The sequence below is a fragment of the Fibrobacter sp. UWP2 genome, from assembly GCF_900141705.1.
GTDB lineage: Bacteria > Fibrobacterota > Fibrobacteria > Fibrobacterales > Fibrobacteraceae > Fibrobacter.
The window spans coordinates 1-21,401 of record NZ_FQYM01000038.1; the positions used below are offsets into that span (position 1 = coordinate 1).

The following is a 21,401-nucleotide window of genomic DNA, read 5'->3' on the forward strand; positions in this document are numbered from 1 at the left end:
CGCAAGCCTCCATGCGCCCGCGTCGCAAATGAGGCGGTCCTTGTCGTCATCGTTGTTGGGGACGCCCTTGGCGACAACAACGCCGTCGTTCGCCTCGGTGCAGCCGTCCAACTTGAATTCCGTCTGCCAGAACCGGGTCACGTACTTCTCGAACGCGGGCACGGAATCGGAAAGCTTCCAGGACTTCACGTTCGCGCGGAAATCGGACAATCGGCCGTCAAGGTCCGCGTTCATCGCCCAGTCGGCGATGACCTTGCGCATGGACTCGTCGTCCCAGGTTCCGTCCTTCTCGAGGTTCGCCGCGAAGCCCGTGATGAAGTCGGAGAGCTGGCTCACCGAGCCGTCGCGCTGCATCATGATGGATACGGCGAGGAGCGCCGCGTCGGCTTCGCTGGAGCCCGCGATATTCAGGTCTTCGGAGTTCTTGAACCCGGCGGAATTTATGTGGAACGCCGCAAAGATTTCTTTTTGAGCCTGTTTTTTAGCGGTGGCGAAACGCTCGCCCATGTTCTTCACCAGATGGTACACGCGGTCGTACTCCAGGTGCGTGAGCAGGTTCAGGTTCGCCGAGGTGTGCGTCGTGAGGTCGGTCAATGCGTTCAGCGTAATCTGCGACTCGGAGTTCTCACCCGTGACCTCGTTCTTGTAAAAGCCCGTGGCGGTGAGGCTCACGTACTGCGACTTGAGCATGCCGCCGCGCAGCTTGAACTCGCCGTCGTCGCTGCCGATCTTGCCCTCGTAGGTGATGTTGGATTGCGTGAGGGTGCGACCGTTTTCGAGGCCGCGCACCGAGACGGGAGTCCCCTTGAGGAACGGTCCTTTTTGCGAGTAGCCTGTGATGCTGTCGAGCGAGGTCGCTACCGCTTCGGAGTCCGCAGCGGCGGTGTCCTTGAGGTCCTTGCCGTTGGCTCCGTTCTTGCCGTCACTTCCGTCCTTGCCGTTTAGTACCACGCCGATGGAGTCGCCGTTACAAACAATCTTCATGCCGCTCCCGTCCTGGAGCGCTTCCGTGGAGCACGACGCGCCGCTGCCGATTATCGTCCACTCCTCCTCAGAGCAGACCCTGAGCTCGTTCTCGCTCTTGACCCAAACGTACGCCCCTTCGTTGTCGGTGGTACATTCCGGGAGGCTGTCCAAATCGACGACCAGGTCAAGGGTGCCGTCTTCAAGAATGTTATTTGTAGTCTCGTTGGTGTCGCCGCAGGCGACAAGGAGGGTGACGATGCCACAAACCAGAGAAAGGGCTATTTTTTGCATATAAACCTCTTGTACAAACGTAAAGTAAATTTTCGCTACACAAAAGTCAATACGTAAAAAGCACCTCCACGCCAGAAGAGCCTAAAAAAGTACGCACTTTTCGCAGGTGGCACCTGCGGAGGCGGGGTCGCCAAAGCGGCGCTCGGGATTGGGGCAATGCTCCTCGGTGCCATCGGGCATCACCCAGATGTCGTTCTCAAAGAGGTTGCACGGCTTGGGAACCTTGCCAATTATGAACAAACTGCCTTCGCTTCGCACCTTGCTGGACCGGACGATTTCGCGCAACTCGCCAATCATTTTTTCGTCGATCCCATAAGCTTCGCGCAGGCGTTCCCCGCAGCCGAGGAACACGGGCAAGTTCCACTTGACGCGATCGACGTTGACGCCTTCGGCCCAGCGGAGCAAATCGGCAACCGAAGCGAGCATCTTTCTATGGAGCGTCACCTGGAGGCACACCGTTCCCTGTCGCCGCAGCGAAAGTAACCTTTCCACGTTCCCGCGCCAGCGTTCAAATGCAATGCCCGGCATCATTTCGTTAAAGGTAGTCTCGTCAAAGCCCATGCAGCTCACCTTGATGTCGCGGCAGGCCAAAAGAAGGCGGCCCATTCCCGCTTCGCTTCCCCACACACCCGGGAAAGACCCGTTCGTCGTCAAGTTGAGGGCGACGCCTTGACCCGCGCAATAATCCAACAAATTTTCAAAGTACGTATAAAGTAACGGCTCGCCCATGGTACTCGGGATGACCTCAAAGGGCTTGACACGGTCAATGGCAGCCTTTGCCACGGCCCAGGGCATTTCGCCCTTGCCAAACGCACGGCCCCGCTGGTTCAAAAAGCACAACGGGCAGCGCAGGTTGCACTTGTCGGGATTCGTAACCAGCGTGAGGCGCATTTTAAAAGCCCGATTACTTCCTTAAAAACTTGATGGCAGCCATGCCCGCTGTGGCGCCCTGTCCCACGGCTACGGCCACCTGCAAAATGCCGCCGGTGCAGTCGCCCGCCACATAGAGTCCGGGGACGGTCGTCATGTAGTCCTTGTCAAACACAATGGAGCCGTTCTCGAAGGCGGCTCCCGCCTTGCGCGCGAGGTCCAGGGCGTTTGCGCTACCGAGCGCCACGAACATTCCGTCAAACTTGGACTCAGAGCCATCCGCAAACGAGACCCCCTCCAAAGAGTCTGTCCCAAGCAAGCCCTTGAGGGGGCGCTTGTCGACCTTCACCGTTTCGGGAAAGTTCGCCGTCAATTCGGCGCCGTTGGTCAAGAGCGTCACGCTGCCCACCACGGGCAAAAGTTCACTGCACTCGTGCAGCGCATACTCGCCGGAACCGAGCACAGCGACATCCTTGCCACGGTAAAAGAAGGCGTCGCAAACGGCGCAGTAACTCACGCCGTGGCCTTCCATCTCGGCCATGCCGGGCAGGGGCTGTTTTTTGCGGGCAGATCCCGTCGCCATAATGCAAGCGCGACCGCGGTACTCGCCCTTGAGCCCCATCGCCACGAATTCCTTGCCGTCAAAGAGCAAATCCGTCAGTTCGTCGTCAGCGAATTTGGCACCCAGGGCGGTCGCCTGCTTTTTGCCGACCTCGGCGAGTTCCGCCCCAGAGAGGGGCCTCTCGAGGCCATAATAATTTTCAATCATGTGCGCCTTGGAAAGCGCTCCCGTGTCCTTGCCCACCAAAAGCACGTCCAAGTTGCTGCGCAGGGCATACAAAGCCGCCGAAATCCCTGCCGGTCCATAACCAATAATCAATACATCTGACATAAGTACCTCCTACACAAAAATACGAATTTATTTATCTTATTGACAACATCAAGGAATTTTTATTTATGCAGCGCTACACTCCCCGCGATCTTTTTGTCGAAGTCGGCTACGGTCCCAACTTTGCGGACCAGCTTATACAAAATGCCTATAGCAAGTTATTCGAAGGTGACCCCATTGACGAACGCATTTGCTTTGAGGCGGGAAGCGACATGGCCTACATCATCGACATCGGCCACGACGACATCCGCTCCGAGGGCATGAGCTACGGCATGTTCATCACGGCGCTTACCGGCCACGAAGAGCTCTTTGCCAAACTGTGGAAGTTCGCCAAGCGCTACCTGCGCAACAACGAAGGCCCGCACAAAGGGTTCTACTCCTGGCAGGTCTCCACGACGGACTTCACCATGATGGATCCGGGCGCCGCACCTGACGGCGAAGAGTACATTGCCGCCGCCCTCCTCATCGCCGCCAAAAGGTTCAACCGCGACGACTACAAGCAGGAGGCCCTTGAGCTCATCAACTGCATGATGGACAAGCCCGTGAACGAGCTAGTGGGGCCCATGATCGACCACGAGCGCATGCTCATCAAGTTCTCGCCGGTGCTGGGCAACGACTTTACCGACCCCAGCTACCACACGTTTGCCTTCTACCGCGCCTACGCCGAGGCTACCGGCGACGACCGCTGGAACCAGATTGTCAAAAACAGCCTCGAGTACATCCAAAAGGCGGCGCACCCCGAGACCGGGCTATGCGGCGACTACAGCGAATACGACGGAACCCCCAAAGCCATGCCCTGGTTCCCCGAGAGCAACTGCTTTAGCGGCGACGCCTGGCGCGTCGCCCTCAACCTGAGCGTGGACTACGCCCTCTTCCGTGGCCACGACTGCGAAAAAGAAATTTGCACCCGCCTGCTCAACTTCTTTGAGGCGCGCCGACCGTACCTCTCGGACTACGCCACCGACGGCACCCCCTACCCCCGCCAAGGCCGAAACGCCACCCCGGGCATCATCGCCATGAACGCGGCGGCCTGCCAGGTGCTGCAAACCGAAGACCCGCTCATGAAGCCTTTTGTCAAGGACTTGGCGGCGCTCTCGGTTCCCTACCGTTTTTGGCGCTACTACGACGGCATGCTCTACATCATCGGGCTCCTCGCCACCGCGGGCAAAATCGAGATTTAGCGCGCTCTTTTTTATTACCGCATCGGCAATTTTTTGTTTATATTACATATAAAGGAGATTTATATGCAGAACAGAATTTTGCCTATTTGCCTTACCGTCGCCGCAGCTTTCGCCTTCACCGCCTGTGAAGACATACGCGAAGAAACCTACCCCAACGGGAACATCCGCTTCCAGACCACCTACGTCAAAGACAAAAAAGAGGGCATGGAAAAGGAGTTCTACGAGAACGGGACGCTCAAGCGCGAAACCGAATACAAGAACGACCGTCGTGAAGGCATGACCAAGGACTATTACCCCGACGGTACTCTGCAAGACGAAATTCCCTATGCGGACGGCTACATCGAAGGCATCGTGAACCGCTACCACAAAAACGGCAAACTCGCCTCCAGCGCTAACTACAGCCAAAACAAGCAGGTGGAATTCGGCAAGTACTTTGACGAGAACGGCGACCCCGCCACCAGCGGCAGCTACAAGGACCCGCGAGACGGTTACGCTTACGAATGGGTGCGCATTGGCGACCAGCTGTGGACGGCCGAGAACATCAACTTCGCGACCGCCGCGGGCTCCCTCTGTTACCAGTGCAACCACTGGGGAAGACTCTACGATTTTGAAAACGCACAAAAGGCTTGCCTTGGCGGCTTCCATATGCCCACCAAAGAAGAATGGCAAAAGCTCCTCGACTTTGCCGGCAAGGACCCGGGCTTAAAGCTCAAAGCCGGCTACGGCTGGGATCCCATCAAGGGGACAGCCGTCTACGGCAATGGCAAGGACGAATTCGGCTTTGGTGCCAAGGCCGGCGGCGGGCACTTCGCCAAGAGCGATGTTGCCCTCAAAGACCGCAAGCTGCAGGATGCCGGTCAAAAGGCCTACTTCTGGACAAGCGAGGGCGAAGTCCTCGTGTTCGTGACCGACAAGAACACCGCCAAGTTCGAGAAGTTCAATCCCGAATTCGGCGCAAGTTTGCGCTGCCTAAAGGATTAGTAAATAGTGGTTAGTAAACAGGAAAAAATCGCCCCGGCCAAACCGGAGCGTTTTTTAATTTCAAGTGCGAGCGGTCTCTGTGAGCCGTAGGCGACTCGTATCAACGAGTCGTCAAAGGCGAGAGCGAGCGCCAGCCCTGTACTTGTTATACAGATTCTAGCGCGAGCGGTCTCTTCCCTTACGTCGTATATTCGGCGTTGATCTTCACGTAGCCGTAGCTCAAGTCGCAGGTAAACGCGCTTGCGGATGCCTGCCCGATGTTGAGCACGAGCGTCACCTTGTATTCACGCTGGCGCACCACGGCATGCAAGGCCGCAGTCTGTGCCTCGTCGAGCTGGAGCGGGCGCCCGCCTTCCAAGACCTTCACGTCACCGAAATACAGGTCGGTGTGTTCTGCCACCATGTTGCAGCCGCTGGAACCCGCGCTGCTGAGGATGCGGCCCCAGTTCGGGTCTTCACCGAACATTGCGCACTTCGCGAGGTTAGATGTCCCGATAAAGCGCGCCATGCGGAGTGCTTCCTCGTGGCTTTCGGCCTTCTCGATACGCAGTTCGATAAGCTTGGTGGCACCTTCGCCATCACGCACGATGTCTTTTGCGAGGCTCTGCATGATGAGCATGAGGGCAGCACGGAACTCGCCCTGTTCGCTGAGGCTCAGGTCCTCGTAACGAAGCCCGCTCATCCCGTTTGCGAGCATAATGCAGGTGTCGTTTGTGCTGGTGTCGCCGTCCACGGTAATCGCGTTGAACGAGTCCGCAATATCGGCACGGAACTCCGCAAAAAAGTCAATAGGGAGAGAAATGTCCGTCGTAATAAAGGCGAGCATCGTCGCCATGTTCGGATGAATCATGCCGCTGCCCTTGCAGGCACCGCCAATCGTCACCACGCCCTTCTCCGTGTGGATTTCCACGGCATGGCTCTTCAAGGCAAGGTCGGTCGTGAGGATGGCTCGGCCAAATTCCTCGGAAGCATCGGCGTGGAGTTTCTCGACGAGTTTCGGGATACCCGCTTCAATCTTGTCCATCGGCATCAGGTGACCAATCACACCCGTGCTGCACACGAGCACACTCTTCGGGGTAAGGCCAAGAGCCTCCTCGGTCATCACGGCCATACGCTCGGCATCCTTGTAACCCTGTTCGCCGGTACAGGCATTGGCGTTACCGCTGTTCACCACGACCGCCGTCGCAAAGTGTGCATGCTCCAGGGCAGCCTTGTCGTAAAGGACCGGGGCGGCCTTCACCTTGTTGGTGGTAAACACGGCAAAGCAACGTGCCGCCTTTTCACTCTTCAAGAGTGCCATATCCGCATTACCGCTAGCCTTAATGCCAGCGCAAATTCCAGAAGCGGTAAATCCCTTGGGGGAGCAAACGCCGCCATTATCCAATAAATTGTACATACAATCTCCTAAAAGATGCCATAAAATTTATTAACTTATAGAGCATGGAAAAGATCAAGTTTACACAAGAAGCTTACGACAAGCTCGTCAAAGACCTTGAAAATTTAAAAAATATGGAGCGTCCGCGCGTCCTCCAAGAATTGGTCGACGCCCGTGCACAGGGTGACTTGAGCGAAAACGCCGAGTACCACGCCGCCAAGGAAAGGCTCTCCTCCATCGACAACATCGAGATGCCCAGGCTCCAGGACCAGTTGGCCCGTGCCGAGGTCGTCGCCTTTGACCCAAACTGCGAAAAAATCAGTTTTGGCGCCAAGGTCTCCCTCCTCAACCTGAAGACCAAGAAGAACGTGAACTACCAGCTGGTGTCTCCCGAAGAAGCCGACGCCCTCAACGGCAAAATCAGCTTCAAAAGCCCCATCGGCGCCGCCCTCACGGGCAAAAAGAAGGGCGAGACCATCGAAGTCACCACCCCGAGAGGCGTGAACAAGTTCCAAATCGTCGACTTCAGCTAACCTTTAAGCCATGATCCTCACTCTCATCGGCGAAGACAACTTTACCAAGGACAAGTGCGTAGAGAAGTTCCTATGCGACACTCTCGGCGACCGCCGAGACGACCCCTTGGCCAAGCAAATCCTGTTTGCGACCGATACGAACATCCCCTCTATCGCCGACGCCGTCATTACCGCCTGCGACTCGGTGTCAATGTTCTCCCCCGAGCAGGTCGTGGTCGTCCGCAAGGGCGAAGCCCTCAAGGCGGACGACGTTAAGAGCCTTGCCAAGTGGCTCTCCCACGGTCCACAGTGCAAGCTCCTCATGGAATTCGAGAAGCTGGATGCCCGCGGGGAACTGTACAAGACACTCGCCAAGGTGGGCGAAATCCAAAAGTACGAAGTCCCTAAGCAATACAAGATGGCAGAGTGGATTGCCGCCGCCATCCCCACGCACTTCAACAAGGCGATTGACCGTGACGCCTGCCAGTACCTCGCCGACGCCCTCGGCACCGACACCAAGCTCGTAAGCGAGGAAATCGAGAAGGTCCTGCTTTTTGCACCCGACTGCCCCAAGATCACGCTGGAACTTGTTCGCACGATGATCGTGCCCCAGCGCGAGATGGTCTCTTACGAAATCAACGACTCCTTCGGTATGCGTGACGCCAAGACCTATACCCGCATGTTGAACGAGATGCTCAACAACGGCGTAAGCGCTATCCAGATCGTGGGCTCGCTCTACCGCTATTCCGTGGACCTCTTGAACTTCTCGACTCTCCTCAGCAAGGGGATGCAGGCAAAGGATGCCGCGGCGGCCATCGGCAAAAACGACTTCATCTTCAACGTGAAGGGCAAGGCTCCCCAGTGCGCACGCAATTGGGGCAGGCCACTCCTTTGCCGCGTAATTCGTCGCCTGGCCGACCTCGACTACGAAATCAAGAGCGGCCTATGCAGCACACGCATTGCGCAGGAGCTCGCCCTCGCCTCCCTCGTGGTGCGATAAGCGAATCTTCTGCAGTTACACTTCCAAAAAAAATCAGACAAAAAAACCTCCACAAATGTGGAGGCTTTTTTAAACTTGCGTAGCAGAGAATTACTGCCAGTCGCCGCTTTCTGCGGCAGGAGCTTCGGGGGCGGGAGCCTCGGGAGCGGCGGCAGGAGCGGGTTCCGCTTGCGGTGCCGTCTGGGCAGCCGGAGCAGGTTGAGCAGCCGGTTGAGCGGCAGGAGCCGGCTGGGCAGCCGGGGCGGCCTGCGGTGCTTCCTTCTCTTGACCTTCAACCACAGCGGACGGTTCCGAAAGTTCCACATCGCCAATGTAGTTGCGGATGATTCGCGGCGTCACAAAGATCACAAGGTCCTTTTTAATAACAGAATTACGGCTATACTTAAATAGATTTCCAATCAATGGAATATCTTTGAGGAACGGAATGCCTCGTTCTTCTTCTTGATTTTCATTACGAGTCAAGCCACCTATCACAACCGTTTCTCCATCAGCCACAACAACTTTTGTCTTCGCTTCTTGGGTACTAATAACAACCTCACCCTTTTCATCATAGCTATATGAATTGTTTTCAGGATGCAAATCAAGCAAAATACGATTATCGCCAGAAACATGCGGAGTCACTGTGAGCTTGATACCCGTTTCCACAAGTTGTGTCGAAGATTCACCATCATCGTCAATCACGCGGATCGAGACCTTGTCACCCATGAACACTTGGGCTTCGGTGTTGTCGAGCGTCGAGACTTGCGGACTCGCAAGCACTTCCGTAGAAGCATCACCCATCAAGCTGGTAATGGCAACCTGGAGGTTATTGTCCAAAAGGCTTGTAGTAATAGCCGTTGAAGCTTTATTAACTGCCGGAGAAGCGCCATTATTCGGGAAGGACTGAACCACAGCACTAGTACGAGTTGAAGCCGCAGCACTTCCCGTTGCCGTTCCGGCAACCCCTGGAGTTAGTGCCGTATTGCCCATCGTCGCCGTCCAGTCCACACCTAACTCACGAGCCAATTCACTACTTACCACAACGAGCTTGGCAGTAATCATGATTTGCAGCGTTTCCACATCCAATTCCGCTAAAGCGTTGTTCATTTGCTCAATCTTGTCTTCGGTATCGTACACAATAATCGAGTTGGTGCGTTCCACCGTGGTAATGCGACCACGACCGCTCTTCATGCTTTCAAGCACCTTCACCAGTTCCTCGGCCTTGGCGTGGTGCACCTGGAAGTTCTTACGTACCAGCGGAGCCGATTCGGCGACCTGCTTTTCTTCGTCAGCGAGTTTCTTTTGCTTTGCCAGGTAGGTGCTGGTGCGCTGGATCATGATGTACTTGTCCTGGATGACCCAGGTCAGTTCGTTCATGTTACAGACAATGTCCAGCGTTTCTTGCCAGGTCTTCTTGGTCACCTTGAGGCTCATCTTGCCCTTGACTTCGGGAGCAAGCAAAATGTCGACACCGGCAACCACCGAGACAGAGCGGAACACGGCTTCGAAGTCCATGTCCACAAAGTTAAAGTCATACAGCTTCTTGTTCGGGGCAACCGACCCTTCGGCAGGCGCAGCCCAGACAGTAGCGAAACTCGCCACCATAAGAAGAATGGTCAGAATTTTTGTCAGCTTTTTCACTTTTGACCCCCAAATTTATCGGGAAGACCCATGGAGTAGCGACGGCTCACACCGAATTCTTGAATAAGGAAGAGCACGTCTGTTTGTGTAATTTTAAGAACTTTACCATTGAGAATCTTGTCGCCTTCCTTGAGCGTATAAGACACGGAAGGATTCTTGGATTCCACTAGAATAGCCATCGGCACATCGGATTCCCAAATGATGCCCACCAGTTCCACCTGGTCAATGTTAATGCCTTCTTCGACAAGGCCCTTGATTTCGACAAACGGATCACGACGACCAAACGAGCTGTATGTCACGCGATCCTCGTACAAGCCATCCAACTGGCTTCCCTGAGTCGGATTTTCACCCGCGAGATTTTCACCGCGTTCCTTGTCAATCTGTTTCAAGCGCTCCGCCTGCACAGAAGAAAGTTCATCCATGTAGCTCACCGCGCGTTTGTTCACAAAGCCAACGCGGCTGCCCGACTGCACCTTGCAATACAGGCCGGTCAAATCCAAATTCACAAGGCGGTCGCCAAACACCAAGCGTTGCAACACCTGGGAGTTTTCGTTCGGAGCCGCATAAAGTTCAATTTCATCGGCAACCACAATCAGTTCGCGCACAACCGGACGCAGGTGGAAGGCCTGGGAGCTAGACACAATTTTCTTGCTGTCCTTTTCAAAACGGCTCACAAAGGATTCAAAATTGGGACGTTCTTCTTCGACGCTCTTAATCCAGTTGCGGACAAAGATTCCATCGGGGCGAGCCGACCAGAACACAAATCCATCCTTTTTAACGGCTTTTTCGGCCACCTGCAAAATAAAGGCGCCCTCTTGCACAAGCATTACCGGCTTGGCTCCGGGCTGCAATTGGACTTTGAGACCGTTGGCGCCCCACGTCACGGCGCGTACCAGGGAGCCTGCGCCCACCTTGAATACAGGGGACTTTTTAGGGCCAGCAAGACCGATTGTGTAAGTCGAAGCCTTGTCGGGGCCAGAGACGTTCTTAATTTCGACCGGGCTGTCAGCCTCCAGGCGGAACTGTTCCATGCCGGAACCGATCAAGACGGTCATCTCTTTTAAGTTCGGGAGCAGAGCCGAAATTTTACCGCCTTCCTTGAGCGCCTTTTCCAAAGCCTTTTCTTCTTCGGCAAGGCGTTTTTCCTCTTCCTTGGCGGCTTTCTCGGCAGCCTTCTTCTCTTCGGCCAAGCGCTTCTTCTCTTCGAGGGCGGCCTTTTCGGCGGCTTTCTTCTCTTCGGCAGCCTTCTTTTCGGCGGCCTTCTTCTCTTCGGCCAAGCGCTTCTTTTCTTCGAGGGCGGCCTTTTCGGCGGCTTTCTTCTCTTCGGCAGCCTTCTTTTCAGCGGCCTTCTTCTCTTCAGCCAAGCGCTTCTTTTCTTCGAGGGCGGCCTTCTCGGCGGCTTTCTTCTCTTCGGCAGCCTTCTTTTCGGCGGCCTTCTTCTCTTCGGCCAAGCGCTTCTTTTCTTCGAGGGCGGCCTTCTCGGCGGCTTTCTTCTCTTCGGCGGCCTTCTTTTCGGCAGCCTTCTTCTCTTCGGCTAAACGCTTGGCTTCTTCCTTCGCCGCTTTTTCGGCAGCCTTCTTGCGTTCTGCAAAAAGCTTTGACAAGGTCCAGGCCTTGCCCTTGTTTCCCTTGAGTTTCAAAAGGAAGTTGGCGTCGTCAAGAGCGATTTCATTTTTGTCAGAGTTCAATGCCGGTCCCACAGTCATCTCGATCTTCAAGAAATCCATACCGCGGTACGGTTCCTTGAACACGCGCATGGAACGAACCATTTCGGCAGCGGCGTCTATATCGTAAGAACCCTCGCCCAAGGCGAAATCAGTTCCCGAAAAGCCCACCGTCAATTTTTGGGCCTTGGCATCGTACTTTTGGTAAAAAGTCGGTAAATCCTTGTTCGACGCAAACTGGAACACCACCGCACAATTCTTGGAATCACAACTGTAGCGAACATCCTTGATTAGCGCTGCATTTGCCGCCACCGCCACGAACAGGAACAAAGGAATGAATTTATTCATAATCATTACTGAGCCTTCTTGGATGTATAGGTGGTCAAGTTAAACGTAACCGACATGGTAATCGGCGTCCAACCGTGTGTCTCGGCCTTCTGCAATTCCGCAGCAATGCCCGAGTAACGGCTCAACCTTAAATTCGAGATTGCGGTCGGGTAATTGAAGTTCGCGATTTCGGCGAACAGGTAACCCAGCATGTGGTAACCCGAATTGACCGCAATAGAGTAACGATTCTCTATGTAGTGTTCCTTGGGAGAGCTTCCCTCGGGGTTGAATTTTTGGATTTGAACGCCGGAGCTGCGCAACACAGAATAAAGATCCTGCAAACGCAGCGGGATTTTTTCTTCTTCTGGGAACATTTCCTTCAGTTTCTCAAAATCCTTTTCGGCTTGAACCAGCTGGAGTTCCAGCTCCGCCACGCGATGTTTTTTGGCGTTAATCTTGTCGAGTTCCGTCCGTGCCGAGCCAAGATCGCGTTCAAGGCGTTCACGTTCCACCACGAACGGGTCCCACATATAAGTATATACGCAGTAACCCACGGCAAGAATCAAAAGGATAATGAATATGGCGTATACGTTCTTTTTGTCTTTAAAGTCTATATTGCCCATACTACCCCTCCAAATCCTTTTTCAGGACAACCTTGATGGTAAAGTTGTATGCTTCTTCACCATCAACCTTGGTAGTAGCGATTGTCACCAGAGAAACCTTTTCGACACTCGCCTGCTTTTCGAGTTTTACCATGTATTCGGCAACTTCGGAGAAGTCAAACGTGGTGCCCTTCATTTCCAAGTCAAATTCGTCCATTTGACCGATGCTGGTAATCCACATGTTGGGAGGAAGCACCGAAGAAATATTCTCAAAGAGAATGACCCAGCGTTTTTTGCTGACCTGGATGCTCTTGAGCGCATTGATCTTGGTATTGATAACGGCTTGCTTTTGTTCCAAGTCGCCAATCTTGGTCAGGAGCGGACGCTCGCGTTCCACTTCCTCTTTTACACTCTGCACCTCTTGTTCCAAGCCGTTAATGGTCTCGGTAATAAACGCCTGCACCATGGCCACCGAAACGATGGCGACAATCAAAGCCACCGTCGGCCAAATCACACGGCGGTCCGTAATCCAAGAGAAATCCTTTTGCTTTTTTCGATACTCCGGAGGGAGGAGGTTAATCGAAATGCAAAGCGCTTTCTTTTCTGCAGCTTTTGTTTTTGTCTTTTTTGCCGCCATTAGAACTTCCTCATCGCGAGTCCCAGAGCAGGGGCATAAATGTTAGATAAACCGAGCGAAATACCGCCCTCACCAAAGACCTTGGCGTCGCACTCCACATAGCGGAACGGGTTCACCGTATCGGTCTCTATGCCAGTGCGCTCGGCAATGTAAGCCTTGAGTCCAGGAATGGAGGCGCCGCCGCCACCCAGCAAAATCTTGCTCAGTTCACTGGAATCTTCCGAAGACGAGAAGTAGCGGATACCGAACTCAATCTGGCCCATCAAGTCTTCAAAGGCGATCTTCAAAGTTTCTTCAACTTCGGCTTCCGAAAATCCATCCACGATAGACATGTCGCCTTTTTCAAAAATCTCGTGGCACTTGGCGGCATCGACACCCAAGTGCGTACACAACTTCGCAATCACCAAATCCAGCGAACCGCCGGTCATGGCACGCATCGAGTGGAACTTGCCGTTTTGAACAAACGCGATGCTCATCTTCTTTTCGCCAATGTTCACAATGGCTGCGGTCTGCTGGGCGTCCTCGGCAGAGGCGGTCGCCATGTACGAGTTGACCAAGCCAAAAATATCGACGTCCATCGCCGAGAGCTTGAGCGACCTGGACTTGAAGAACTGCGCCCAGGAGTCCAACAGGGCGTTCTTGGCGGCGACGACGTTCGCCGTGACCTCTTCGGCGTCACGAGATTCCACTTCGTAGTCGATGACGTTGTCCTGGTCATCGAAAGGCGGACGGGACTGCGCGGTCTGGAGAATAATAGCGGCTTCGTTCCCGTTTTTCGGGACTTTAACACTCAAACGGTCCACCAGCACACCACCGGCGCCGGCACCGCAGTTCACGGAAGCAACAACATCGACTGATTCATCGATAGGATGGCGGATCAGGAGCCTGGACATGGCTTCATTCAGCAGTTCAGCGCCATCCTTCTCCTTCTTTCCATCTTCACCCGTCGGAGCGTCGCCCTCGCGATGCTGGATTTCACCATTGACAATGGCACCTTCGGGTACAGGCTCCAAGTCGGCGTCGACAACGACCTTGCCACCGCGACTATTGTGGTAAACCTTAACGTACTTGATGCTGTAGTGGCCAACATCAATACCGACAGTTTCGCGTTCCCCGCGAATTTTAGCAATTAAACCTAAAGCCAAAATAAAACTCCGATCGGAAACAATACTACCCTAATTCTACCTTTAAATAACTCAAATGTCAAGCGGAAATTTCACCTAACTCATTGAAAATTAACTACTTAGCCCACTTTTTTGTCATTTTCGGAGATCTTTTTGTTCTTATGGACCTCAAAAATGTACTGAAGCACCATTTCCTGGGTCCAACCAAAGGCGCCGGTAAAGGACGCCGTCACAGAGAAATAATCCGGATATTTTGGATTTTTCCGCCCTAAACTGCGCAAAAGCTCGATTTCCACATCCTGGGGACCAAAGCTCGGAAGCTCAAAACGAATGTTCACATGCTGGCCACTTTCGCATTCCATGGGGAGTCCAAGAAGGATACCGCCAGCCGACAAATCGTAAAGCCTTCCTGAACAGGTGGTCCCGTCTGCAAAAACGGCCTCCACAGGGAAGTCCACCACTTCACGGACCCAGCGACGCAACTGCTGTTTGTCCAATTTTACCGAGTGCTCCACGACGAATTCCCCGGGACGGGAAGCCACGACCTCCAGCCAAGCCGAGTACATGGCATCTTCGGGCCTGGTCCAACGGATGCGGATCCGCTTGCCTTCAAAGGACGAAGCAGGGCCAAAACTGCTGTCGTACAACACAGCCCATTCCTTCTCGTTTTTCCACAAAATTTCGGAACGCTTGAGTTTGGCGCCGTTTTCGAGGATAACGTCGACGCGGTCGCCCACGCCGAACTGCCGCGTCGAGCGGACATTCGCCAGCGGGTTCTTCGCCGTAAAGTCAAGCTTTTCGCGGAGTCCCGCCACCGCTTCGAGCGTTTCATCGCGAACCGTATGGACATCCCTAAAATCGTAGAAATCGGCAACCGCCGTCTCAAAAAGCGAAGCGGAATTCAACACCGCATCCTTGTTCTCGAACTTGGAGGCGCGGACCAACTTTTCCAACGTGCGGATTTCCTTAGGCGTCAGGCCGAATTCCTTGACTTTTTCGTCAAAGACATCTGTCCCGAACATCACTTCGTTTTCGCGACGCTGATTGCTTCGATGTATTTCGACCAGGGCAATCAGCGCCAGAATGAGCGCCAAAACAAAGAGAACCCAAAGAAGTTGCGTTGGATTGATCATCGGCAATTCCCTGTGTTACACCTCGGTCCAAACACCGTGGATATAGGAACCCAGGATGGACCCCTGCAGCTCCGTCCCCAAAAGCGGGCTGTTGCAAACATGGCCGGCAAAATCGGACTCGACCACCTTGTGCGGTTTGGCCGGGTCGAACACAACCAAGTTAGTCAAGGCCTTATCGAACCCGGGCTTCGGGACCGACGCATCGACCCCCACCAGCTTCGCCGGGGCAGTCGACAAGAGTTCTATGGCGCGGGCCTCGCCCACACGGGCACTCAGCTTGCCCCAAATGGCAGGAAGCGCCACTTCCAGCGAGAGAGCGCCAGGAACAGAGTCCTCAAAGTTCACTTCGGTATCCTGAAGGAGCACCGGCGTGTGATTCATGCTGATTGCCGTGACCGTGCCGTCCTCGACTCCTTTCCACAAGGCCTCGCGGTCATCGGCAGAGCGGATGGGCGGAATGATGTGATATGCGGAATCCAGCGACGTAAGGCAGGAGTCTTCCAAAAGCAAGTGGTACAGTCCAACGTCACAAGTGACATCCAAGCCGTTTTTGCGGGCCTGGCGCACCAAGTCCAACGTCTCGCCGCAGGTGATTTGTTTAAAGTGCACCGGCACATCCAAAAAACGCGCCGTTTCCAAAACCGTGTAGGCGGCAATCGTCTCGGCAATGCGCGGGATGCCCTTCATGCCGAGCATGTCGGAGTAGGCACCCTCGTGAACGCAGCCGCTCTTGCGAAGCGTGCGGTCCATGGGCTGGAAAAAGAATCGCTTGCCAGTCATTTTGCCATATTCCATGGCAAGCCGGAGGAACCTGGAGTGCGGGATGGGCGCGTTTCCGTCACCGAAGCCAGCAACGCCCTCGCAAGAATCCTCATCGGGTTCAACCCCCTCTGCCAGTTCCATCATTTCGGACAAACTATCTGTACCGAACGCACGGCTAAAGGCACCCAGGAACTTGATATCGAGGTTCGAATAAACGCCGTTCCGCACCAGGCGGTTCTCGGCAGCGGCAAGCTTTTCGCAATCGTCAATCGGGTTGGCGGAGCTTTCGTAAAGTCCACCATAAAAACCGCCGCGGTGCATGGCATCCAGGCCGTCACCAAAAGTGTAAACGTCATCGCGAAGCGGTTCCATAAAGTCGAGCCCCAGCCCAAAGAGGGCGGGCAGCACCAGGGCGCCTTTGCAATCGAACTCGACCTTCGCCGAGGAACTTTTGCCCGATTCGTCAATGCAGCCCTGGGAGTCAATGCAAAGCTGGTCGCGTTTTTCAAAGGACTTCCCGTTCCAGAACTTCAGGTTCTTGAGCACGACCTGGTCCATGTTGCCGGCCCCGCAAAGATGATAATCCTTATACCTTTTCATTGTTACGGCCTCCAGCCAAAAGGAAGAGCACGGCCATACGGACGGCCACGCCGTTTGTCACCTGGTCCAAGATGACGGAATGGCTTCCATCGGCAATATCGGAATCCAGTTCCACTCCTCGGTTGATTGGACCCGGGTGCATAATGATGACCTTTTCCTTGGCATGCTCCAAAACATCCTCGGTAATGCCAAAGAAGTTGCGGTATTCCCGCATCGACGGGAGGAGGGCGTCATCCATGCGCTCCTTTTGCAGGCGGAGCGCGATAATGACGTCGGCGTCCCTGACCGCCTTGTTCACGTCGGGTTCCCAAGAAACGCTCCCCGCAAGTTCCTTGTACTGCAACAGTTCCGTATTGCGGGGAACCAGGGTGCTAGGACCGCAGAGCGTCACGTGCGCGCCCATGGTGGTCATGCCCCAGAGGTTGCTGCGGGCCACGCGGCTGTGGCGGATGTCGCCCACAATCGTCACGTTCTTGCCCTCGAGAGTGCCCAGCTTTTCTTCGATGGTGAGCATGTCAAGGAGCGCCTGCGTGGGGTGCTCGTGCGCACCGTCGCCCGCGTTCACGATAATCGCATTGCTGTTGTCGGCGAGGAACTTCGGGACACCCGTCCCCTTGTGGCGGACCACCACGATATCGATTTTCATGGACTCAATGTTACGGAGCGTATCGACGAGCGTTTCGCCCTTCTTCACGCTGGAGTTGGAACTCGTGAAGTTCACCGTATCTGCAGAGAGGCGCTTTTCGGCGAGTTCAAAACTCGTGCGGGTGCGGGTGCTATTCTCAAAAAACAGGTTCACTATCGTGAGGCCACGAAGGCTTGGCACCTTTTTGACCGGACGTTCCAGAATTTCTCTAAACTGCTTGGCATTGTCCAGAATCATGCGGATGTCTTGCTTGGAGACTCCCTGCAGGCCGAACAAGTGCTTGATTTGCAAAGAACTCACTTTAGTCCTCCACTTCCACTAAATAAACTGAATTTTCATTGTCGATAGGTTCTATCATCACGCGCACTTCCTGGTTCTGCGCAGTCTCCACCGTGAGGCCCACGCAGTCCGGGGCAATGGGGAGTTCGCGGTGCCCGCGGTCCACCAGCACGCAGAGGCGTATGGCGGCGGGGCGGCCGAGGTCGAGGATTGCCTGCATCGCGGCACGAACCGAGCGGCCCGTGTAGAGCACGTCGTCCACAAGGATTACCGTTTTGCCTTCCACGGAGGCGGGCATCTCGGTAAAGCGCATCTCGGTAGAGGCGCTGGGCTTGCGGTAGTGGAAGTCGTCGCGGTAGAATGTCGCGTCGAGGCTGCCCATCTCGATGGGCTTGCCGAATTTTTGCGAGAGCCTGTCGCTCAGTTTCTTTGCCAGCGGAATCCCGCGGCTTGCCATGCCGAGGACAATCAGGTTCTCGGCGGAAGGGTGCATCTTTGCGATTTTCGCAGCCATTTCGTCGAGAGCGAATTCCATGGCCTGCGCGGAAAGCAATTCCTGGATACGTTTGCAGTTGTCTTTCATATACCTAGAAATTAGTTTTTTTAGGGCCAACTCGCTTTTAAAAGTTGTAATTTTCGTCCTATTTTTTATATATATGGGAAAAACAATAAATACCGGAGAAACATATGTTCAATCAGCTGGATAAACCGCAGGCAGGCGAAACCATCGCCATCATGAAAACCAACCACGGCACCATGAAGCTCCGCCTTTTTGAAGAACGCGTGGGCGAATGCGCCACGAACTTCATCGAACTTGCAAAGCAGGGCAAGTACGACGGCGCCCCGTTCCACCGCATCATCAGCGGGTTCATGATCCAGGGCGGCGACTTCACCCGCAGGAACGGCACCGGCGGACACTCCGCCAAGGGCCCCGGCACCACCATCGGCGACAAGTACGACCCGTGCCTCACCCACATGCGCGGCGCCCTCAGCTGGGCAAAGACCGCCATGCCAAACAGCATCGGTAGCCAGTTCTTCATCGTCCACGGCGACAACGTGCACTTTTTGGACCACGACCAGGTGGGCCCCGGCCCGGCTGACGGCTACTCCGTGTTCGGCCAGCTCTACGAAGGCTTCGACGTGCTCGACGATATTGCAAACGTCAAGACCGACCGCGGCGACCGCCCCTTCGAAGACGTGATTATCGAGTCCGTGACCATCGAGAAGGCATAATCGGCCATTAGCCGGTAGCTGCCAATTAACGGCAAAACGTAAAAAAGCCCCTCCTCCGAGGGGATTTTTTCTTTTTTTCGAAAAAAAATTCCCCGTCCCCTTGACAAGGGGCAAATAAATTTCTCTATTTGGCTCACCTTTCGGGGTTATAGCTCAGTTGGTAGAGCGCCTGCATGGCATGCAGGAGGTCAGGAGTTCGACTCTCCTTAGCTCCACTGAAAAAGACTCGCAGCAATGCGGGTCTTTTTTATACCCTTTCCAACAGCCATCCCCCTTTTTTTTAAATTTACTAGTATTATGAAGAATGAGAAATTACTTACAACATTATTCGCCATTTCGTTTGCCGCAGTTTCTGCCTTTGCCGCAAGCGCCTCGACCATCAAGGCCAACAAGACCGTCAAAAAACAAAAAGCCGTAAAAACGGAAGCCACTTCCGAAAAGGTCATCCCGCCCTGCGACGAGGCGAGCATGGACGCCTTCGCCTACGAGGACTGCCTCGCCGAGCAAAAGAAGGCCGCCGGCATCACGGATGACAAAGCCGACGAAAAAAACACCGAAGCCAAAGACGACCGCTACAACCCCTTTGGCAGGGACGCCTTCCTCACCTCGAGCTTTGGCGAAAACCGCGGCACCCGTTACCACGCAGGCATTGACTACTCCACCGAAATGGAAGAAGGCTGGCCCATATACGCACCCGAAGACGGTCGCGTCCAGGAGATCCGCACCAGCCCCTTTGGCTACGGCAAGGTGATGTTCTTCAAGGGCAACAGCGGCAAGACCTGGGTGTTTGCCCACCAAAGCAGCTTTGGCAAGCTCGACGAGCAAATTTCGCAAAAGCAGTACGCCAGCAAAAAGAACGACGTTAAACTCAATCCCGGCACCAAATACAACAAGGGCGACACGCTCACGTTCTCCGGCAGCACGGGCATCGGGAATCCGCACCTGCACTTAGAAGTCCGCCTCGACAACGACCGCGTCACCTCCCCCTGCAAGGTGGGCGCCCTCTGCCTCGACACCATCGCCCCGCAAGTCTTTGGAGTCGCCGTTTGGCAAGGCAACGAGCTCGCCGTCACCAGTGACGCAGCCGTCAGCAAGGGCTGCGCCGTCACCCCGGTCAAAAACGAATTCCCGCTCCACATGGCCGTCAAGATTGCCGACTACAGCCGATTCCCCAAAGAGAATCCCATGTCAATCCGCCGCCTAGAGGTGTGGCGCTATGACGAAAAAATCTATAGCAAAATCCAGGACGACCTCAGCTTCAAAAAAATGCTGAACATCCGTGACGAACTTTTGTGGGCCGAAGAAGCCGACACCGCAGGCGACTGGCACTTCATTGACGCCAAACTCGCCCCGCTCTCTACATACAAAGTTGTAATTGAGGACTATGCCGGCAACGTGACCACGCGCCAGTTCAACTTCCACCCCAAATGCAAAGGCAACTCCCCAATCCAGCAGACCAAGGTCCAGACGGCTCCGGTCTACACCTTCTTGAGCAGGAGCGTCCTCGACCTTTTCCGCTGCGAATCGGGCTACCGCTTTGCCGCCTACGGCACCAAGGACGCCGAGCTCTCTGAAGACCTTTGCAAGGTGTTCGACCACAAGCCCATTTTGCTGGGCAAGGTCGTCGAAACCTACCCCGACCTCAAAAAAATCCAGTATACCGCCGGCGCCGAATCCACAGGCAACGGCAAGGCTGCCGACGAGACCATCGCCGTGTTCTCCATGGGCAAGTACCAGACCAGCGTCAACTGGAACACCACAATTGGCGACGTGAGCATAAGCCAAAAGATTTCGGGTATCCCGACGGCAAGTGATACCGCAGCTCGCGTTCTGGCGGTCACACGCACTAGCACCGACAGTCTAGACTACTTCGAGTTTCACCCCAAGGGAATGCAGTTCCGCGGCAACTGGAACGTGTGCATCGAGAACCCCGACAATCCAGCCCCCCTCTACTGGCTCGGCGAAACCAGCCGCGACTGGTTCATCTTTAGCAAGCAGACCGGTGGCAAAAAGCGCTGCGCCAGTGCCAACGAGCTACGCGACGTCGCCAGCATAGAGAACAAGGAAGGCCCCACCCTCGGTTTCCCCTACTGGGCAGAAGGCATCATAAACGGACTCCATCAATCGGTGCTCAGGATTCCTATGGTATACAAGTACGACGGGATTGCCGACGGAAACGCCATCAAGGTCTCCGCCGGCAAAAAATGGATTGCAGCCGAGTACGATTCGGAACCCCGCGAAATTGTGTTGGATGGTTCAAAGCTCCCCGAAGAAGGTGAATCCATCACCATTGAAATTACCGACGAGGCCAAAAACAAGGTGAAATACGACATCACCATACCGGGCATGTAAATTCTTTTTTTGCAAAACATCAACTTTTTATTTATTTTAGAATTACTCGTACAACCAATAAAAAAGGAATTAACATGAATCTCAAAAAAATCATCTTGTCCATGGCTCTCATGGCATCCTTCAGCTTTATGGCCTGCGACGACGATACCAGCAGCACTGCTGCCCCCACCGGCGGCGATGAAGGCACAACTATTACATCCAGCGCCTCCGAAGGTGAAGGTGCCGCTTCCAGTGCCGACGAGGGTGCACCGGCCTCCAGCGCCGAATTTGTCCCTTTTTTAGTTGAAAATCCAGGTCTCCAACTGGTGTAAATCTAGGCTATTAGCGCTTCATTGTCAAGTAGTTTCATGCTCTTTT

Annotated in this window: 19 protein-coding genes, 1 tRNA gene and 1 pseudogene; 8 read left to right on the forward strand and 13 right to left on the reverse strand. The window is 54.6% G+C overall.

Features of this window, described 5'->3' with window-relative positions; all coding sequences use genetic code 11:
• From BUB55_RS12515 to BUB55_RS12525, 3 genes and pseudogenes are all read right to left on the reverse strand, one after another.
• Window positions 1–1,257: pseudogene (locus BUB55_RS12515) on the reverse strand (hypothetical protein); the annotation flags it as partial.
• A gap of 81 nt (window positions 1,258–1,338) precedes the next feature.
• Window positions 1,339–2,148, reverse strand: a complete 810-nt coding sequence (locus BUB55_RS12520; protein ID WP_073191983.1) for a radical SAM protein — start codon at window positions 2,146–2,148, stop codon at window positions 1,339–1,341.
• Window positions 2,149–2,161: 13 nt separating this feature from the next.
• Window positions 2,162–3,019, reverse strand: a complete 858-nt coding sequence (locus tag BUB55_RS12525) for an NAD(P)/FAD-dependent oxidoreductase (protein ID WP_073191984.1) — start codon at window positions 3,017–3,019, stop codon at window positions 2,162–2,164.
• Between the two features lie 65 nt (window positions 3,020–3,084).
• Between BUB55_RS12525 and BUB55_RS12530 the strand changes: the two genes are divergently transcribed.
• Window positions 3,085–4,197, forward strand: coding sequence for a glycosyl hydrolase family 8 (locus BUB55_RS12530; RefSeq protein WP_073191986.1), 1,113 nt, complete (start codon window positions 3,085–3,087; stop codon window positions 4,195–4,197).
• A gap of 63 nt (window positions 4,198–4,260) precedes the next feature.
• Window positions 4,261–5,178 (forward strand): FISUMP domain-containing protein, encoded by a 918-nt coding sequence (locus tag BUB55_RS12535; RefSeq protein ID WP_073191988.1) that lies wholly within the window; start codon window positions 4,261–4,263, stop codon window positions 5,176–5,178.
• Between the two features lie 178 nt (window positions 5,179–5,356).
• Here BUB55_RS12535 and argJ read toward each other — a convergent pair whose 3' ends face one another.
• Window positions 5,357–6,574, reverse strand: a complete 1,218-nt coding sequence (gene argJ / locus BUB55_RS12540; RefSeq protein ID WP_073191990.1) for a bifunctional glutamate N-acetyltransferase/amino-acid acetyltransferase ArgJ — start codon at window positions 6,572–6,574, stop codon at window positions 5,357–5,359.
• 44 nt (window positions 6,575–6,618) lie between these two features.
• On the opposite strand from argJ, the gene greA reads away from it, so the two are divergent.
• Together greA and holA are read left to right on the forward strand one after the other, a co-directional pair.
• Window positions 6,619–7,086 (forward strand): transcription elongation factor GreA, encoded by a 468-nt coding sequence (greA, locus tag BUB55_RS12545; protein ID WP_073191992.1) that lies wholly within the window; start codon window positions 6,619–6,621, stop codon window positions 7,084–7,086.
• Window positions 7,087–7,096: 10 nt separating this feature from the next.
• The gene (holA, locus tag BUB55_RS12550) at window positions 7,097–8,065 is read left to right on the forward strand and encodes a DNA polymerase III subunit delta (protein ID WP_073191995.1); all 969 of its coding nucleotides are present in this window, start codon (window positions 7,097–7,099) and stop codon (window positions 8,063–8,065) included.
• A gap of 90 nt (window positions 8,066–8,155) precedes the next feature.
• Here holA and BUB55_RS12555 read toward each other — a convergent pair whose 3' ends face one another.
• From BUB55_RS12555 to pyrR, 9 genes are all read right to left on the reverse strand, one after another.
• The gene (locus BUB55_RS12555; RefSeq protein WP_083597019.1) at window positions 8,156–9,685 is read right to left on the reverse strand and encodes a secretin N-terminal domain-containing protein; all 1,530 of its coding nucleotides are present in this window, start codon (window positions 9,683–9,685) and stop codon (window positions 8,156–8,158) included.
• Window positions 9,682–11,703, reverse strand: coding sequence for a hypothetical protein (locus BUB55_RS14340; RefSeq protein ID WP_073191997.1), 2,022 nt, complete (start codon window positions 11,701–11,703; stop codon window positions 9,682–9,684). The genes BUB55_RS12555 and BUB55_RS14340 overlap by 4 nt, the downstream gene beginning before the upstream one ends.
• Window positions 11,703–12,299, reverse strand: a complete 597-nt coding sequence (locus BUB55_RS12565; protein ID WP_073192000.1) for a type IV pilus inner membrane component PilO — start codon at window positions 12,297–12,299, stop codon at window positions 11,703–11,705. The genes BUB55_RS14340 and BUB55_RS12565 overlap by 1 nt, the downstream gene beginning before the upstream one ends.
• A gap of 1 nt (window position 12,300) precedes the next feature.
• On the reverse strand, window positions 12,301–12,915 hold the full coding sequence (locus tag BUB55_RS12570; protein ID WP_073192002.1) for a PilN domain-containing protein: 615 nt from the start codon (window positions 12,913–12,915) through the stop codon (window positions 12,301–12,303).
• Window positions 12,915–14,060, reverse strand: a complete 1,146-nt coding sequence (gene pilM, locus BUB55_RS12575; RefSeq protein WP_073192005.1) for a pilus assembly protein PilM — start codon at window positions 14,058–14,060, stop codon at window positions 12,915–12,917. Before pilM ends, BUB55_RS12570 begins: the two co-directional genes overlap by 1 nt.
• A gap of 98 nt (window positions 14,061–14,158) precedes the next feature.
• The gene (locus BUB55_RS12580) at window positions 14,159–15,172 is read right to left on the reverse strand and encodes a PilZ domain-containing protein (protein ID WP_073192007.1); all 1,014 of its coding nucleotides are present in this window, start codon (window positions 15,170–15,172) and stop codon (window positions 14,159–14,161) included.
• Between the two features lie 15 nt (window positions 15,173–15,187).
• Window positions 15,188–16,534 carry an amidohydrolase family protein gene (locus tag BUB55_RS12585; RefSeq protein WP_073192009.1) on the reverse strand — a complete coding sequence of 449 codons (1,347 nt, stop codon included), beginning with the start codon at window positions 16,532–16,534 and terminating at the stop codon, window positions 15,188–15,190.
• Window positions 16,521–17,480, reverse strand: coding sequence for an aspartate carbamoyltransferase catalytic subunit (locus tag BUB55_RS12590; protein WP_073192011.1), 960 nt, complete (start codon window positions 17,478–17,480; stop codon window positions 16,521–16,523). Before BUB55_RS12590 ends, BUB55_RS12585 begins: the two co-directional genes overlap by 14 nt.
• A 1-nt stretch (window position 17,481) precedes the next feature.
• Window positions 17,482–18,042, reverse strand: a complete 561-nt coding sequence (pyrR, locus tag BUB55_RS12595; protein WP_073192013.1) for a bifunctional pyr operon transcriptional regulator/uracil phosphoribosyltransferase PyrR — start codon at window positions 18,040–18,042, stop codon at window positions 17,482–17,484.
• A 104-nt stretch (window positions 18,043–18,146) separates the two neighbouring features.
• Here pyrR and BUB55_RS12600 point away from each other — a divergent pair, with 104 nt between their 5' ends.
• The 4 genes from BUB55_RS12600 (at window position 18,147) to BUB55_RS12615 (ending at window position 21,355) form a co-directional block, all read left to right on the forward strand.
• The gene (locus BUB55_RS12600; RefSeq protein WP_073192015.1) at window positions 18,147–18,692 is read left to right on the forward strand and encodes a peptidylprolyl isomerase; all 546 of its coding nucleotides are present in this window, start codon (window positions 18,147–18,149) and stop codon (window positions 18,690–18,692) included.
• 142 nt (window positions 18,693–18,834) lie between these two features.
• Window positions 18,835–18,907, forward strand: a tRNA-Ala gene (locus BUB55_RS12605).
• Between the two features lie 82 nt (window positions 18,908–18,989).
• A complete protein-coding gene (locus BUB55_RS12610; RefSeq protein ID WP_073192018.1) occupies window positions 18,990–21,044 on the forward strand; it encodes a M23 family metallopeptidase in 2,055 nt (684 codons plus the stop codon).
• Between the two features lie 74 nt (window positions 21,045–21,118).
• A complete protein-coding gene (locus tag BUB55_RS12615) occupies window positions 21,119–21,355 on the forward strand; it encodes a hypothetical protein (protein WP_073192020.1) in 237 nt (78 codons plus the stop codon).
• The last annotated feature ends 46 nt before the right edge of the window (window positions 21,356–21,401 follow it).